This is a genomic window from Brachybacterium halotolerans, from assembly GCF_016623465.1.
In the GTDB taxonomy this organism is placed as follows: Bacteria; Actinomycetota; Actinomycetes; order Actinomycetales; family Dermabacteraceae; genus Brachybacterium; species Brachybacterium halotolerans.
In genome coordinates, this window is record NZ_JAEDAJ010000002.1 from 357,204 (window position 1) to 373,241 (window position 16,038).

Below are 16,038 nucleotides of genomic sequence, written 5' to 3' on the forward strand. Positions count from 1 at the left end.
TCGCAGCATCGGGCACTGCTCACCCGCAGCGACGGACGATTCTTCGTGAGACCGCGGGACGGTGCCGAGCACAACACCCCAGGAGCTGAGGTCGCCGGGTTCTGCTCGGGCCTCGTCCGATGACGCCAACCGTTTCCCTCCACACCCTCGAGAGGTCGACATCTCCGTGAACACTCCCCGGCCGCTCCCGCCCCTCACGGTCTCCGTGATCGGCTGCGGGTACCTCGGCGCCGTCCACGCGGCGGCCATGGCCGAGCTGGGGCACCGCGTGATCGGGCTCGACGTGGACGCGCAGCGGATCGCCGCTCTGAGCGCGGCGCGTCCGCCATTCCACGAGCCGGGCTTCGCCGAGCTGCTCGCACGCACCGTGGCCTCGGGCCGTCTCACCTTCACCACGGACTACGCCGATCTCGCCGGGACCGATGTCCACTTCCTGGCGCTGGGCACGCCGCAGCGGGCCGACGGCCTGGGAGCGGACCTCGGCATGATCGAGTCGGCGCTGGACTCCCTGGTCCCGCTGCTCGCGGCGCGCGGCGGGGCGCGGACCCTGATCGCCGGGAAGTCCACCGTGCCCGTGGGCACCGCCCGCCGCCTCCACGCGCGCGTGGCCGGGATCGCCGGGGCCACGGTGGTGTGGAACCCGGAGTTCCTGCGCGAGGGCTTCGCGGTCTCCGACACCCTGCGCCCCGACCGGCTCGTCTACGGCCTCGCCGATCCCGCGGGCGCCGAGGCCGAGGACGAGGTCGCACTGCTGGACCGCGTGTACGCGCCGATGCTGGCCACGAGCATCCCGCGGAAGGTGTACTCGCTGGAATCGGCCGAGCTCGTGAAGGTCTCGGCGAACTCGTTCCTGGCCACGAAGATCTCCTTCATCAACGCGATCTCCGAGCTGTGCGACATCACCGGCGCTGACGTCGCCGACGTCGCCGAGGCGATCGGCATGGACGACCGGATCGGCCGGAAGTTCCTGCGCGCGGGCGTGGGCTTCGGCGGCGGCTGCCTGCCCAAGGACCTGCGCGGCCTCATCTCCCGGGCCGGGGAGCTCGGCGCCGTCGACTCCTTCGCGTTCCTGCGCGACATCGACGCGATCAACACCGGACGGCGGGAGTACATGCTGCGCCGCGCCCGCACCGCCCTCGGCGACAGCCTCGAGGGCCGACGCGTGGCGGTGCTCGGCGCGGCCTTCAAGCCCGATACCGACGACGTGCGCGACTCCCCCGCCCTGGACATCGCGGTGCGCCTGGTCGGCGAGGGGGCGGACGTGTCCATCACCGATCCGGCCGCGCTCGCGAACGTGCGCGCCCGCTTCCCCTCGCTGCATGCGATCGAGGACGTCGAGGAGGCCCTCGCGGGGGCCGAGCTCGTGCTGCTGCTCACCGAATGGCCCCTCTACCGGAAGCTGGACCCGGCGCGGGTCGGCACGCTCGTCGCCGCGAGGCTTCTCATCGACGGCCGCAACGTGCTCGATCTCGCGGCGTGGCGACGGGCCGGCTGGGACGCCTCCGGACTCGGCCGGCGCTGAGCCCCACCCGTCGACGCCGAACCTCACCAGTCGACGGGGTCGCGCACGATCGGGCAGGTCATGCAGTGCCCGCCGCCGCGGCCGCGGCCCAGCTCGGCGCCGCGGATCGTCAGCACCTCGACGCCGGCGTCGCGTAGGGCGGCATTGGTCTGGGTGTTGCGGTCGTAGGTGATGACGACGCCGGGCTCGAGGGCGACGGCATTGTTGCCGCTGTCCCACTGCTGGCGCTCGGAGGCGTAGAGATCGCCCGCGGTCGCGACCGTGCGCAGCTCCTTCAGACCCATGGCCTCGGCGACCACATCCACGAAGCGGCGCTCGCCCTCGTCGCGCACCTCCATGCCCAGGGGGTTGTCGGCCGGGCGGATGGAGAAGGCGTGGATGCCGTCGACGATCGCCGGGTGCACGGTCGCGAGGTCGCGGTCGGCGAAGGTGAACACGGTGTCCAGGTGCATGGCGGCCCGCAGCCGCGGCATCCCCGCGACCACGATCCGCTCCACGGCGCCTGCCGCGAAGAGCTCGGCGGCGAGCTGGGTGATGGCCTGCCGGGAGCTGCGCTCGCTCATGCCGATCAGCAGCGTCCCGTTGCCCACGGGCATCACGTCGCCGCCCTCGAGGGTCGCCTGCCCCCAGTCCCGCTCGGCGTCGCCCCACCACACGCGCGAGCCGGAGAGCTCGGGGTGGAAGCGGTAGAGGGCCTGCATGAGCAGGGTCTCGTCCTTGCGGGCCGGCCAGTACAGCGGGTTCAGGGTGAGGCCGTCGCCGATCCAGCAGGTGGTGTCGCGCGTGAACAGGGTGTTGGGCAGCGGCGGCAGCAGGTACTCGGGGGTGCCCACGGATTCGCGCGCGAGGTTCGCGTAGGCGGTGCGAAGGTCGGCGGGCAGCTCCGTCGTGGCCATGCCCCCGATGAGGACGCGTGCGAGCTCGGGGCCGTCGAGCGCGTCGAGGCTGCTGCGGGTCGCGTCCACGAGCCCCAGGCCCACGCGATTGGCGATCACCTTGCGGTCCAGCAGCCAGGTGCGGGCCTCGGGCATGTCCATGGCCTCGCCGAGCAGGTCGTGCAGCTCGAGCACCTCGACGCCGCGCGAGGTCATGGTCTCGACGAAGTCGGCGTGGTCGCGCTGGGCTGCCTCGACCCACATGACGTCGTCGAACAGCAGCTCGTCGCTCGTGGACGGGGTGAGCCGCTCATGGGCGAGCCCGGGCCGGCACACGAGCGCCTTCCGCAGCCGGCCCACCTCGGAATGGACGCCGGAGGGGGCGGGCGCGGTCTCGACGGGACGTTCGGGCATGGTGCCTCCCACGGATCGATGGTGCCGCTCGGCCCCGAGCGGCACGGCGTCGGCGTCGCCGTCAGGACGGCTTCGGACGTCGGGCGCTCCTGGCATGATCGCGCATCGAGGCCGGGATCGGGAGGAGTTCGCCGGAGGCGGGCCGCATCGACCGTCCGGCGTCCGGGGACCCCGACAGGGACCCAGGGCCCGGAGGCCCGGGCGCTGGCGGGGATACTGGACTCGCTGCCCTCCGATCCTCCGCACGGCCTCACCGGTCCGTCCGATCCGCCACCACACCCTCGGGAGAAGCGATGCCCGCCTCCGACGCCTCCGATCTCGACCTCCGCGCCCTGCCGAAGGCAGTCCTGCACGACCACCTCGACGGCGGGGTGCGCCCGCAGACCGTCCTCGACCTCTCGCGCGAACTGAGCATCGAGCCGCCCGCGCCGACCGCTGAGGGCATCGCCGACTGGTTCGCCGAGGCCGCGGACTCCGGATCCCTCCCCCGCTACCTCGAGACCTTCTCGCGCGTGCTCGCGCTGATGCAGACCCCGGAGTCCCTGCGCCGGGTGGCCCGCGAGTTCGTGGAGGACATGGCGGCCGACGGCGCCGTCTACGCCGAGACCCGCTGGGCCCCGGAGCAGCACCTCGAGGGCGGGCTGAGCATGGAGGAGGCCGTCGAGGCGGTGCAGGCGGGCCTCGACGAGGGCACCGCGCAGGTCGAGGCGTCGGGCGGGCGGATCCTCGTCGGCCAGATCCTCTGCCAGATGCGCCAGAACGCCCCGCGCGAGGAGATCGTGGACCTCGCGATCGCGCGCCGGGGCCGCGGAGTCGTCGGCATCGACCTCGCCGGTCCCGAGGACGGCTTCCCCGCCTCCCGCTTCCGCCCGCAGCTCGAGCGGGCCCGCGCCGCCGGCGTCCACGTGACGATCCACGCCGGGGAGGCCGCGGGCGTCGACTCGATCGCCGACGCCCTGGACTGCGGCGCCGAGCGCCTGGGCCACGGCGTGCGTCTCATCGACGACATCGACTCGGGCGAGGTCGGCCCGACGGCCCGCCGAGTCCGCGACCACGGCGTGGTGCTCGAGGTCTGCCCGAGCTCGAACCTGCAGACCGGCGCCTTCGCCGACATGCCCTCGCATCCCGTGGACGCTCTGCGGCGCGCGGGCATGCGGGTCGCGGTGAGCTCCGACAATCGCCTCATGAGCAGGACCCGGACCAGCCGGGAGCTCGGGCGGATCGTGGACACCTTCTCCTGGGGGCTCGACGAGCTCGAGCAGGCGACGCTCATCGGCCTGGACAGCGGCTTCGCCTCCTACGAGCAGCGCCGCGCCCTGCGCGAGGAGGTCGTCGTGCCCGCCTACCAGGCCGCACGGACCGCCGCCGGGTCCCCTGGGGACGGCAGCGCCGGGCAGGCGCTCTGATGGCCGCGCGCCGCGGCTCCCGCTCCCCCAACGCCTCCCGCTCCGGCGGGGCCTCCCGCTCCGGCGGGGCCTCGCGCTCCGGCGGGGCGGCACGTTCGTCCGACGCCGTCGCCGCGCCCCGCGTCGATACGCTCGTGCTGCGGGATCTCGAGGACTCCCCCGCCGATGCCCTCGACTCCTACGCGTCCCTCGAGGGGAGGCGGTTCGACGGGGCCGACGTCTCCGGCCGTGATCTGCACGGGCTCGCGCTCGACGAGTGCGAGCTGGTCGATGTCACGGCGCACGAGACCGACCTGCAGGATGCCCGTCTCACCGAGGTGCGCATCGAGCGCCTGAACGCCCCCGCGCTGAAGGCGGGCCGGGCCACCCTGCACGGCGCCGAGATCACGGCCTCGCGAATCGGCGCGCTCGAGCTGTTCGACGCCGACCTCGACTCTGTCGTCCTCACGGGCTGCAAGCTGGACTGGTTGAACCTGCGCGGTGCGCACCTGGTCGACGTGGTGCTGCGCGACTGCACGCTCGCGGAGCTCGACCTCGGCGAGGCCAACGCGACGCGCGTGTGCTTCGAGAACTGCCGCGCCGAGACGGTGACCTTCACCGGCGCGCGCCTCGCGGACGTGGACCTGCGCGGCCTGGAAACGAGCGCGCTCGCGGGCATCGGCGGCATGCGCGGCGCCGTGGTCTCCGTCGCGCAGGCGACCGCCTGGGCGGAGGACTTCGCCGCCCACCTGGGGATCCGCGTCAGCGGGTGACGGCTGACGAGCCGACGGCCGGCCGAATCGGCCAGGTCCGTCGGACCCGTCGGATATGTGGTCGATCAGGCCTGGCCGGAGCGCTCCGCGGCGACGAGCTCGGCGATCTGGATGGCGTTCAGCGCCGCGCCCTTGCGCAGGTTGTCCGAGACGGCGAAGAGCACGAGGCCCTTGCCACCCGGCACGGACTGGTCCTGGCGGATGCGGCCCACGAAGGTGCCGTCCTTGCCGGCCGCCTCGAGCGGCGTGGGGACATCCTCGAGGGTCACGCCGGGCGCGTCCGCGAGGGCCTCGTGGGCCCGCTCGGGGGTGATCTCCTCGTCGAACTCCGCGTGGATCGCGACGCTGTGGCCGGTGAACACGGGCACGCGCACGCAGGTCCCGGCGACGGGCAGGTCGGGGAGGTTCAGGATGCGGCGCGACTCGTTGCGCAGCTTCTGCTCCTCGTCGGTCTCGCCCGAGCCGTCCTCGACGAGGTTCCCGGCGTAGGCGAGCGCGTTGAACGCGATCGGCTTCACGTAGGTCTCGGGCGCGGGCAGCTCGACCGCCGAGCCGTCCAGGGCGAGCTCCTCGAGGTGATCGGCGGCGGCGCGGACCTGCGCGGCGAGCTCCTTCACGCCCGCGACGCCGGAGCCCGAGACCGCCTGGTAGGTGGCGACCTTGAGGCGCGCGAGGCCGGCCACGGAGTGCAGGGCCTTCAGCGCCGGCATCGCGGCCATCGTGGTGCAGTTCGGGTTCGCGATGATGCCGCGGGGGCGATCGGCGATCGCCTCGGGGTTCACCTCGGAGACGACCAGGGGGACCTCGGGGTCCTTGCGCCACGCGGAGGAGTTGTCGACCACGACCGCGCCGGCCGCGGCGAACCGCGGGGCGAGGGCCTTCGAGGTCGAGCCTCCGGCGGAGAAGATCGCGATGTGCACGGGCGAGGTCTCGAGGTCCGCGGTCTCCGCGTCCTCGACGACCAGGTCGAGCCCGGCGTAGCGCACGGTGCTGCCGGCGCTGCGCGCGGAGGCGAAGGCGCGCACGGCGGAGTGCGGCAGGGCGCGCTCGGCGAGGAGGGCGAGCATCACGCGGCCCACCTGGCCGGTGGCGCCGACGACGCCGATCACGGGCCCGTCGGCCGCATAGCCGGGCGTGGCCGAGAAGTCGACGGCGGTGCGGGTGGTGTCGGTGCTGCTCATCGTCCGGTCCCTCCGTAGACCACGGCCTCGGTCTGCTCGGCGTCCAGGCCGAAGGCGGTGTGGATCACGCGCACGGCGTCGTCGAGCCGCGAGATGTCGGTGACCACGGAGATGCGGATCTCCGAGGTCGAGATCATGTCGATGTTGATGCCGGCCTCACCGAGCGAGCGGAACAGCGTGGCCGAGACCCCCGGGGAGGACTTCATGCCGGCGCCCACCACGGAGACCTTGCCGATCTGGTTGTTGTAGCGGACCTCGGAGAAGCCGATCGTCTCCCGCGCCTGCTCGATCGCGGCGAGGGCCACGTCGGAGTCGGCCTCCGGGAGCGTCAGGGAGATCGCGACCGTGTCGTCGGTCGTCGAGGAGTTCTGCACGATCATGTCGATGTTCGCGCCGGAGGAGGCGACGACGTCGAACAGCAGCGCGGCCTTGCCGGGCTGGTCGGGCACCTCGACGACGGTGATCTTGCCCTCGCTGCGGTCATGGGCGACGCCGGAGATGATCGGCGCCTCGAGGCCGGGATCGGTGGTGTCCACGGACAGCTCCTTGCTGGGGTCGGCCGCATCCAGGTGCGGCACATCGGCGATGCGGACGGTGACGCCGGGGTCCACGGGGACCATGCGCTCGGCGTCGTCGGAGACGATCGTGCCCAGGCGTCCGGAGAACGAGCTGCGCACGTGGAGGGGGACGCCGTAGCGGCGGGCGTACTCGACGCTGCGTCCCATGAGGATCTTCGCGCCGTTCGCGGCGAGGTCCAGCATCTCCTCGCAGGAGATCACGGGGACCCGGCGGGCGCTGGGGACGATGCGGGGGTCGGCGGTGAAGACGCCGTCGACGTCGGAGTAGATCTCGCAGATGTCGGCGTCGAGCGCCGCGGCGAGCGCGACGGCGGTGGTGTCGGAGCCGCCGCGGCCCAGGGTCGTGATGTCCTTCGTCCCCTGCGAGACGCCCTGGAAGCCCGCGACGATCGCGACGTTCCCGGCGTCCAGCGCGCTGCGGATGCGGCCCGGCGTGACCTTCTGGATGAGTGCCTTGCCGTGCACCTCGTCGGTGATCACGCCCGCCTGCGAGCCGGTGTAGGCGCGGGCGGCGACACCGCTGTTGTTCAGCGCCATCGAGAGGACGGCCATCGAGATCCGCTCGCCGGCGGTCAGCAGCATGTCGAGCTCGCGCGGCGGCGGGTTCGGCGTGACCTGCTCGGCGAGGTCGATCAGCTCATCGGTGGTGTCGCCCATCGCGGAGACCACGACGACCACCTCGTGGCCGGCCTTCGCGTACTGGGCGATGCGGGAGGCCACCCGGATCACCGAAGCGGCGTCGGCGACGGAGGAACCGCCGAACTTCTGCACGACGAGGCTCATCGGGTGCGGGCTCCTTCATCTCGGTCACGGGGTCGGTCGGCGTCGGGATCGCCGGCCAGTGGTGGCCGACGAACCGTCCGATCCCGCTGAAAAGTCGGGGCGCACGTGTTCCACCAGGTCAGCGCGGGTGCGCGAGTGCGCGCTGCCGTCGGTCCGGGAGCGCGCGACCGACGGTGGGCACGGAACGCGGGCCCGCGGCGCGCGGACCCGTCGACGATTCTACGATCCGACGGCCGACGGGGCACGGGGTCGCCCGGGGAGCGGACTGCGGGGAGCGTGGGCGGAGCGATCCGGAGCGGGTCGGGCACCATGCGGAATGTGGAGTGGTCTGACCGGGCGATGTCGCTGGTCTCGCTGGCTCTCCGGAGATTCGGGGTCGGTGCTCGGCGCGCGGAACGAGCCGACGTCACCCGTGATCTCGCCGAACGTGTGCCAGTGAGGTGGCCTGCAGGCGAAGCAGAGCAGAGGCGTTGCGCAATCACCGCCTAGGACCCGATCGTGAACCGTAGCCCGTATCGAATGGGGTGTCGCGTTGAGGTATACCCCAGAGCAACAGTGACGCTGCGCCGGAGAAACTGTCGCCCAAGGTCCGCTTCACACGCGCAAGAGATCAGCCCGCCTCACGACGGTCCCGCCACTCAGATGAGAACCTGTTGCTATGCGAACGCGTCGTACGAGAGTTGGGGTCTTCGCCGTGATCTGCGACGGCGCCCGTCTTCTGCTCGCCCATCAAGTCGGGTCCGGCCGATGGTCACTGCCGGGCGGAGGGGTGCACTTTGGTGAACCGCCTGCTGAAGCGTTAATTCGCGAAGTGGACGAAGAAGTAGGGCTTCAGGTGGTTCGGGCAGAGATCCTTGGAGTGCATGACAATGTCTACGATCCCGGGGACGGCGTGCAGCGTCATGGAGTCCGACTCCTGTACAGCGCACATGTAGAGGGGGTGCCGGAGCCGCGCTCTCCCCACGAGGTAGATGAGGTGCGCTTCTTCTCCGTCGATGACCTGCCTGCTCCGTTGACGGAGTGGGCTGCGCGCGCGGCGCACCTCATTGGCACTGGACCCCGCTAGCGCGAGGCTGCCTCTTCGTGAAGAAGGCCTGCACCAACCTCTGACCCGAATGGGACCGCTTCTGGCGCGGGCGAGGGATCGGGTTCGTGCTAACTCGTTTCCGCGATGTGCTCGCGCTGCCCGGCCGTGGGGTGCACTCCCGCTCAGGGCAGGTCTTCCCGCACCGCTCGCAAGGTGCGTTGGCTGTAGGCCGCTAGTGCAGGTTTGAGCGCCGCCCACTCGCCAAATTTGTAGTCGGCAGCCTTGACTAGCTTGGAGGCCAGGTCAGGCCGTTGCCTCCGGACGTACACCCGTGCCTTGAGTGCGTGGGCGGGCAGTGACGCGATCTTGATTCGGTCGACATCTTCAATCATCGGGAGCGAGTTCGCGATGTTGTCCCAGGTTGTGCGACTCTCCTCCTCGAGCAGATAGGCGCCTTGATACCCAAGCTCGTTCACTGCGTAGTCGGCCATCACTCGGGCTTCCGACCTCGTAGCCGCGGTCGGCCCTCCGCTGAAGATCAGTCGCGTCTCAGCGGTCGGATCGATGGACCGTAGAGCTACTTGAACGCGGATCTGGTTGACGAAGTTGGCATCTGGCTGAGGGTTCTTGAATCCCAGCACCACAATCGCCTCCGAGCTTCCGGGCGGGTCGTTGACAAGGGTCAGTGACCATCGGCGGTTCTGCCACTCGCCCCAGGCCCATATTCCTGCAGCCACGGCGCCCGCAATTGCTAGTCCTCGACGCATGCGTCAGACACTAGCGCGCGATATGCCAGGGCACTACCACGTCGTCGACCTCGGCGTACAGGACCGCCGGGCTGTTGACCTCCAACCACCGATTATGGTTCGCCGTCCCCAGCGTGCTTCCAGTCTCTAGCCGGGCGCGCGGCGTCCTGAACCACGCGATCCATCCAGGGTTGGCGAGGCAGGGAGCCAATTACCCCCAGTGGAAATTAGCCGAGCTCGGCTACTTCCTCCATGTATGGTCGCGCCACCGTTAGGGGCTGATGCGAGATCAGGTGCCACCTGCTCGTGCGACAGGTCCGCTCCCCATCGAGGCATCTGCCACGCTGGACGGTAGATAGACGATGGCGTCGAAATCCGTGGAGGGGCGGTGCAGCTCGAACTCTCGACGGGCGGCGAGTTCCGTGAGGCTGCTGTCGAGCTTCCAGCCGATGAATCGGCGCGGCCCGGGGTGAGTGAACTCGGCTGCGGTGACGAAGTCCGCTCGAAGGGATTTCAAGGCCGCCTCTGTTGTATTCGGGCCGGCGGTGGGCAGCGGGACACTGCGGTAATCTTTGTCACCGCTGGAAGGGTCGACCGCTCGGCAGGCACCTTCTCCACACAGGATTCCGATCGACGTGTACCTGGTGCCGATTCGCGAGTGGAGTACCTGGCCCATTGACGGTCCGCCAAAGTTGTCGGGGTTGCGCGCGACGTGCTCGTTGTGCGCCCAGACCACAGTGATGCCTCGATGGGGACGGCTCTCCAGCAGCGTCTCGGCCATGTGCGTGTCGCGTCGGTGCAGCCCTTGCAGGTCGGGTTCAGCAAGGTAGACGTCGATGTAGCGCAGCAGTTGGCGTGCGGCTGCCGAGGTGTGCGGGTTGCGATGTCGAGCGAAGTGTCTGCAGGCCCGGCGTGTTTCGTCGAGCTCCGACTCAACAAGTGGCTCGCGTCGCGCGATCCGTCGCAAAGGCGGCACCCATGCGCCGGCGTCGAGGAGTGCGAGCGCCGAATGGTGCGCGGGCTTGGAATCGATGCCGAGGAAGCGCACGCGTTCCTGAGCCGGCAGGGTCGCGTTGATGGACTGCAGGCGCGCGATCCCCTCGCTGATCGTGGTGGTGCGCCAGAGGCTGAGAGCATCGCGCCAGGGTTCAGCGAGATCTCCCCCGTGGTTCAGAGCCTGGTCGACTCGGGTTCCGAGGACGTAGGAGTCCTCGAATGCGACCGCGCCGAGCAATCCCCTCGAGGCGAGCTCGCAGATCACATCGAACTTCCATGAGAAGGCGTTCGCACTGCCGTGGGTGGGCTCGCCCAGGCCGAGCACGCCGTCCGCCTGAACCAGAGGGAGGATTCGGTCGGTCAGGCGCACGTTCACCTTGCCAGTCTTTCATCGCGACGATGACCGAGCTCGCTCGTCGTGCGATCGGTCCACTCGCGCACCCGTCAACGTGAAGGTTGGCGCAGACCCGGCCACGACGGGCGCGCAGACGCCCGCGCGGCGGGGTGCTCCGTGGAGGGCAGCGCACGGGACAAGACCGTGTGCGACGCGTCAGTCCGGCCTGTCGCCGTTCGGGTCGAACAGGGTGCCTTCATCGGCGCGACGCTCGAAGTTCCCGAGTGCGTGGTCACGGAGGAATCGAAGCCCCGCGAGGTGCGCGGCCGCTGCAACCTGCAGAGGCAGGGCCGCTCGGTGGAGCATCGCCCTTCGGACTTCGTCCGGTGGACCCAGCGGCGCAACATTCGCCGCGCCGTGGAAGCTGATCAGAGGTGCGAGGTCGATCGCGGGATCGCCGATACAGGCATGGTCAAAGTCGATGATCGAGTCGACTCGGTCGTTCGTCCACAGAATGTTGTGAGGGCCGAAGTCGCCGTGACAGAGCGTGAGCGAGGCGCCTCTTTCGGCATCGATCAGGCTCTCCACGCGCTCTGCAGCACAGGCGCGCACCGACTCGTGGAGCAAGGGAATCAAGACGCGGCGAACGATGTCCGGCCAGCGTTCCCCTCCGCACCACGCACGTGTCGGCGGCAGGGTGTCGCCAACGCGTGATGATGCCACTCGGAGCGAATCCAGCGTCTCGGCGTACGCGGCGAGACGCTGGGACTTGCATGTTTGGAGATCGGCTGCGGATGCCCCCGGCGCGGTCGTCACCAAGGTGAGCCACGTTCGCGGAACCTCAGACCAGATCGGCCCCCCGATGACCCTGGGCACGACGAGGGACAGTCGGCAGGCTTCCAGTGCCGCGAGCACGGAAGCTTCGCGCCGACTGCGCTCGCGTCCTCGATGACCCTGGATCGCGCGCACTGTCGGGCCGTCCGGGGCAGTCAGTACGAGATGGAACGCCCCGCGGTGCATGTCGCCTGCGTTCCAGTCGTGTTCGGGCCACCGGGCAACCGCCTCCTCGACAAGGACATCCCGGATCTCTTCCACGAATCCACGGTACGGCCAACGGCCGGATTCTCGCGCGTCGCTGGTGACCCCAATTGCACACATCTGCCCCTTTGAGGCCTACCCTGCGCGGCAATTACGCGACCGTAGATTCCTCGGTCACACAGGGTCCAAAACGGCGGTTCTGTAAAAGATCTCCAGGTCGAGGTAGACCCCAGCCGGACGAACGAAGATCCCGGAAATCCCGTTGCTGCCCGGGGCTACCGTTGGCCCTATGCACTCCATTGGCTGCACACCGCACCTGTCGCCGTGGAACGGGACGATGGACGCCGATGGGTTGGGAATCCAGCGGGCACTGTCCGACATGTTCCCTGCCTGCACGCACCCTGGAGGGCTCGCGTGGGAGATCAGCACGGGCCAGCTTCCCGACCACAAGGTCATCGCTCATTCCCCCACGGGAGTCACGGGATGGGCCGCGTTCTCTGCCGATGACACACGGCTCGAGTGCGCCCCCGAGGACGACGCCACCACAGCAGCCCTCACGTCGTGGCTGTTCGACATCGCCGCCGGCTCGCGGTTCAGCATCGCCGTTCATCACGAGCAGCATTCCCTTCAACAGGATCTGATCAGCCGTGGTTTTGTCGCGGAAGATCTTCCTCTCGCCGGTCTGAGCCATGCGGCCGAGAGCGTCGCAGCGCACGCGCCCTCCGGCTATCGCATACGCCCCCTGGAGGACGGTGAACAGGGGCGGCGCATCCAGACCCACAGGCGAGCATGGAAGCCCGCGGAGCTCCCCTTCACAGATGGCTCCGGTGGGGACATCGACCCGAATGCGGAGAGCAGGTTCAGTTCTTCGGCGCTCGAGAGCATGCTGGCCGCACCGATCTACAGGCGGGACCTGGATCTGGTGATCGAAGCACCGGACGGGTCACTGGCCGGCTGCTGCACCGTCTGGCTGGACCCCGTGAGCGGTTGGGCAGAGCTGGAGCCGCTGGGCATCGTCCCCTCGCATCGAGGACTCGGCCTGGCGCAGACACTCGCACTGGACGCGTGCCGCCTCACGGGCGAGCTGGGTGGGCACTCCGTGTTCATCAACTCTGCCCCGCTGCCCTACTACCGCGCCCCCTGGGACGCGTACCTCAAGGCGGGCTTCACCCCCATGAACAGAGGTACCCGGATGACACAGGCGGAAGACGGCCATTCCCACTGACACCCGCTCCCGACTGACCTCAAACGCACAGATGCACCCCGTTGGAATGCACCCTGCATGTCATCTACGTGGCCGCAGCTACGGCGTCACACACGGTCCACGCCAGTGAGGGACTCCTGCACAGCGCGAGACACCTCGATGGCACAGATTCGTCGCGTTGAGGTCTGCCCTGGGCAACAGTTACGCGACCGAAGTCTTCTCTATTGCACAGGGTCCTAGACGGCGGTTCTGCGACAGATCTGCGGGTTGGGGTGTACCTCAAGTGACGCCAGGCGCGCCTCGTGACGCACCCTCACGCGCTCGGCGTGATGCCTTCGAGAAGCGCTGCTGCTCGAAGGTACTGAGGATCGCTTCTGACCCGACCCTCCACGCTGCGGCCCGGCACGGCCTCGACGAGGACTACTCGACCGACCAGATCGTGGGACACTTGCGCCGCTCGCCGCCGCTCGCCTCGCCCCTGCTCCGCTCCACCACCTTCCCGAGGTTCATCGCCATGATCGCCCCGCCCCGCCCCGTCCTCGACGGGGTCCTCAACGCACTCGCCCGTGCGCATGAGGAGCTCGTGGACCTGACGTGCACTCGCATCCACGACGAACTCGCCTCTTACGCCTACGTCGACGCCTCGGCGCTGGCGGAGGCCGTGGGCAGGAATCTGCGCACGGCGCTCACGGCCCTTCGCACGTCGCGGGTGCCTGATCCCGAGGAGCTGAGCGACGCGGCGCAGACCGCCCGCGAGCGGTTCCTCGCGGACATCCCCGTGGAGGAGATCGTCCGCGGCTTCCGCATCTCCATCGCCCTGATCCATGAGCGGTTCGTCGACCTCGCGATCTCGCAGCAGCTTTCGGCGGCGCAGTCGGTCGCAGGCGTCCGCGTGATGTGGGGCGTGGCCGACGCGTTCACCACCCGGATCATCACCGAATACCACGACCTGGAGGTCGACAGCGCCCTCCACGACGCCCAACGCCGCATGGCGGTAGTGCGCGACCTCCTGGCCGGGGTGCCCCGGCGAGGCATGCTCGAGCCGCGCACCGAGTACGCGGCTATCCGCTGCGCCGTGCCCGAGGGCGCGCCGGCGGAGCAGATGCGACGCCACCTGCAGCGATCCGGCTCACTGCCCGAGGCGAGGGCCCACGTGGTCACCGACGGCAGCTCCTGCTTCGGGATCGTGGCCGGGCGCCCCGCAGATCCCGGAGCGCCCGTGGGGCTGGGCCCCTTCGGACCCCCTGACCAGCTGCCGGTCTCCGACCGGACCGCGAAGGACGCGCTCCACCTCGCTCACGACCTCGGACGCGACGGGGTCCAGTCGATCGAGGACCTCGGGTGGCGGCTCGCCCTCGCCGCCCGTCCCGACGTCCGACGGCACTACGCGCAGCGCCTGCTCGACCCGATCGTCGACCAGGGCCGCTTCGGCGCCGAGGTCCTCGCCGCCGTGGACGCCTGGATCCGCTCGGGGCAGAGCATCCCGCGCACCGCCGAGCGCCTCGTCGTGCACCCCAACACGGTGCGGTACCGGCTGCGCCGGTTCGAAGCGCTCACGGGCGCGGACCTCGCGGACCCCGACGACGTGACCGGCGCCCGATGCGCCATCGAGCTCGGCAGCCCGGACGTGCCCTCGTTGTAGATCCGCACAATCCCGACCGCTCCGGCGTTGTCCGCTCGTGCGTGGCGGTCCGGCCCCGCAGCTCCTAGGCTCGAGGACGACCCGTCTCCCGTGCGCGGCGACCGCCGCGAGCGACCTCGGAGGATCGGGGCGTCCGCGCGACGATCATGCGGGAGGAACAACGGTGTCCAAGGTCTCGGACGACGTGTCGGAGCAGCTCCGGAGCGTCCTGCGCGATGGGATGACCATCGCGGTGGGCGGATTCGGTCTGTGCGGCATCCCCACCGACCTCATCAGAATCGTGCGCGAGACCGGGGTCCGGGACCTCACTGTCGCCTCGAACAACCTGGGGGTGGACGGCAAGGGCCTGGGGCTCCTGTTGGAGAACGGCCAGATCAGCAAGGTCCTCGCGAGCTACGTGGGCGAGAACGCCCTGTTCATGCGCCGATACATCGACGGCGAACTCGACGTCGAGTTCGTCCCTCAGGGCACGCTCGCCGAGCGCATGCGCGCGGGCGGCAGCGGGATCCCTGCCTTCTTCACGCCCACGGGCGTCGGCACCGAGGTCGCCGAGGGCAAGCCGACGGCCGAGTTCGACGGCCGTACCCATGTTCTCGAGCGCGCCATCGTCGCCGACCTCGGCCTGGTCCACGCGCATACCGCGGACACGGACGGCAACCTCCGCTACCGCCTCACCGCGCGCAACTTCAACCCCCTGGCCGCCATGTGCGGGCGCACGACCTTCGCGCAGGCGGAGAACATCGTCGGGGCCGGCGCGCTCGCCCCCGACGACATCCACACCCCCGGCGTCTTCGTCCACCACGTCTCGCAGGCGGTGAGCCCGACGGAGATCGAGCAGCGCACCGTGCGACCCCGGACCGACGAGCAGGAGACGGCCTGAGATGACCTGGACCCGAGACGAGATGGCCGCGATCGCCGCGTCCGAGCTGCACGACGGCGACTGCGTGAACCTGGGCATCGGGATGCCGACGCTCGTGGCGAACAACCTGCCCGAGGGCGTCGACATCGTCCTCCAGAGCGAGAACGGCGTGCTGGGGATGGGCCCCTTCCCCTATGACGGCGACGAGGACCCGGATCTCATCAACGCCGGGAAGCAGACCATCACCCTGCGCCGCGGCGCCTCGATCTTCGACTCCGCCACCTCCTTCGCGATGATCCGCGGCGGCAAGATGACCACGGCCATCCTCGGCGCCATGCAGGTTACGGGCGACGGCGACATCGCGAACTGGCAGATTCCCGGCAAGCTCGTCAAGGGCATGGGCGGTGCCATGGACCTGGTCGCCGGCGCGCGCCGGGTGATCGTGATGATGCAGCACACCGCGAAGGACGGCAGCCCGAAGATCCTCCGCGAGTGCACGCTGCCGCGCACCGGCGTGGGCGTGGTCGACCGGATCATCACCGACCGCGCGGTGCTCGACGTCGGGGAGGACGGCCTGGTGCTCTCGGCCATGGCTCCCGGCGTCACCGTCGAGGAGCTGCGCGAGGCCACCGAGCCGGGCTTCACCCTTGCCCTCGACTGACCCTCCCAACGGGACGAGTG

The 16,038-nt window shown here is 70.0% G+C and carries 14 protein-coding genes; 8 read left to right on the forward strand and 6 right to left on the reverse strand.

All coding sequences use genetic code 11. The features are described 5' to 3' along the window. The first annotated feature begins 166 nt into the window (after positions 1-166). Positions 167-1,522 carry a UDP-glucose dehydrogenase family protein gene (locus tag I8D64_RS05740; RefSeq protein ID WP_343068449.1) on the forward strand — a complete coding sequence of 452 codons (1,356 nt, stop codon included), beginning with the start codon at positions 167-169 and terminating at the stop codon, positions 1,520-1,522. A 23-nt stretch (positions 1,523-1,545) separates the two neighbouring features. On the opposite strand, the gene I8D64_RS05745 is transcribed toward I8D64_RS05740, so the two are convergent. Next, complete coding sequence (locus tag I8D64_RS05745) at positions 1,546-2,811, reverse strand: arginine deiminase (RefSeq protein ID WP_200501545.1); 1,266 nt, start codon at positions 2,809-2,811, stop codon at positions 1,546-1,548. 293 nt (positions 2,812-3,104) lie between these two features. Between I8D64_RS05745 and I8D64_RS05750 the strand changes: the two genes are divergently transcribed. Then, entirely contained in the window at positions 3,105-4,217 is a 1,113-nt protein-coding gene (locus I8D64_RS05750; RefSeq protein WP_200501546.1) for an adenosine deaminase, read from the forward strand. Next, entirely contained in the window at positions 4,217-4,969 is a 753-nt protein-coding gene (locus I8D64_RS05755) for a pentapeptide repeat-containing protein (RefSeq protein ID WP_200501547.1), read from the forward strand. The genes I8D64_RS05750 and I8D64_RS05755 overlap by 1 nt, the downstream gene beginning before the upstream one ends. A gap of 65 nt (positions 4,970-5,034) precedes the next feature. On the opposite strand, the gene I8D64_RS05760 is transcribed toward I8D64_RS05755, so the two are convergent. Beyond that, entirely contained in the window at positions 5,035-6,150 is a 1,116-nt protein-coding gene (locus I8D64_RS05760; RefSeq protein WP_200501548.1) for an aspartate-semialdehyde dehydrogenase, read from the reverse strand. Then, positions 6,147-7,511: an aspartate kinase gene (locus tag I8D64_RS05765; RefSeq protein ID WP_200501549.1), complete on the reverse strand. Its 1,365-nt coding sequence runs from the start codon at positions 7,509-7,511 to the stop codon at positions 6,147-6,149. The genes I8D64_RS05760 and I8D64_RS05765 overlap by 4 nt, the downstream gene beginning before the upstream one ends. A 658-nt stretch (positions 7,512-8,169) precedes the next feature. Between I8D64_RS05765 and I8D64_RS17905 the strand changes: the two genes are divergently transcribed. Continuing rightward, positions 8,170-8,577, forward strand: a complete 408-nt coding sequence (locus I8D64_RS17905; RefSeq protein ID WP_425490273.1) for an NUDIX hydrolase — start codon at positions 8,170-8,172, stop codon at positions 8,575-8,577. Positions 8,578-8,720: 143 nt separating this feature from the next. Here I8D64_RS17905 and I8D64_RS05775 read toward each other — a convergent pair whose 3' ends face one another. The 3 genes from I8D64_RS05775 to I8D64_RS05785 form a co-directional block, all read right to left on the reverse strand. Further along, positions 8,721-9,275 carry an ElyC/SanA/YdcF family protein gene (locus I8D64_RS05775; protein ID WP_200501551.1) on the reverse strand — a complete coding sequence of 185 codons (555 nt, stop codon included), beginning with the start codon at positions 9,273-9,275 and terminating at the stop codon, positions 8,721-8,723. A 298-nt stretch (positions 9,276-9,573) separates the two neighbouring features. Then, a complete protein-coding gene (locus tag I8D64_RS05780) occupies positions 9,574-10,656 on the reverse strand; it encodes an erythromycin esterase family protein (protein ID WP_200501552.1) in 1,083 nt (360 codons plus the stop codon). Between the two features lie 174 nt (positions 10,657-10,830). Next, on the reverse strand, positions 10,831-11,709 hold the full coding sequence (locus tag I8D64_RS05785; RefSeq protein WP_200501553.1) for a phosphotransferase: 879 nt from the start codon (positions 11,707-11,709) through the stop codon (positions 10,831-10,833). A 232-nt stretch (positions 11,710-11,941) separates the two neighbouring features. Between I8D64_RS05785 and I8D64_RS05790 the strand changes: the two genes are divergently transcribed. From I8D64_RS05790 to I8D64_RS05805, 4 genes are all read left to right on the forward strand, one after another. Beyond that, a complete protein-coding gene (locus tag I8D64_RS05790) occupies positions 11,942-12,877 on the forward strand; it encodes a GNAT family N-acetyltransferase (protein WP_200501554.1) in 936 nt (311 codons plus the stop codon). Positions 12,878-13,370: 493 nt separating this feature from the next. Then, positions 13,371-14,498 carry a PucR family transcriptional regulator gene (locus I8D64_RS05795; RefSeq protein WP_200501555.1) on the forward strand — a complete coding sequence of 376 codons (1,128 nt, stop codon included), beginning with the start codon at positions 13,371-13,373 and terminating at the stop codon, positions 14,496-14,498. A gap of 163 nt (positions 14,499-14,661) precedes the next feature. Beyond that, positions 14,662-15,378, forward strand: coding sequence for a 3-oxoacid CoA-transferase subunit A (locus I8D64_RS05800; protein WP_200501556.1), 717 nt, complete (start codon positions 14,662-14,664; stop codon positions 15,376-15,378). A gap of 1 nt (position 15,379) precedes the next feature. Continuing rightward, complete coding sequence (locus I8D64_RS05805; RefSeq protein ID WP_200501557.1) at positions 15,380-16,018, forward strand: 3-oxoacid CoA-transferase subunit B; 639 nt, start codon at positions 15,380-15,382, stop codon at positions 16,016-16,018. Positions 16,019-16,038: the final 20 nt, after the last annotated feature.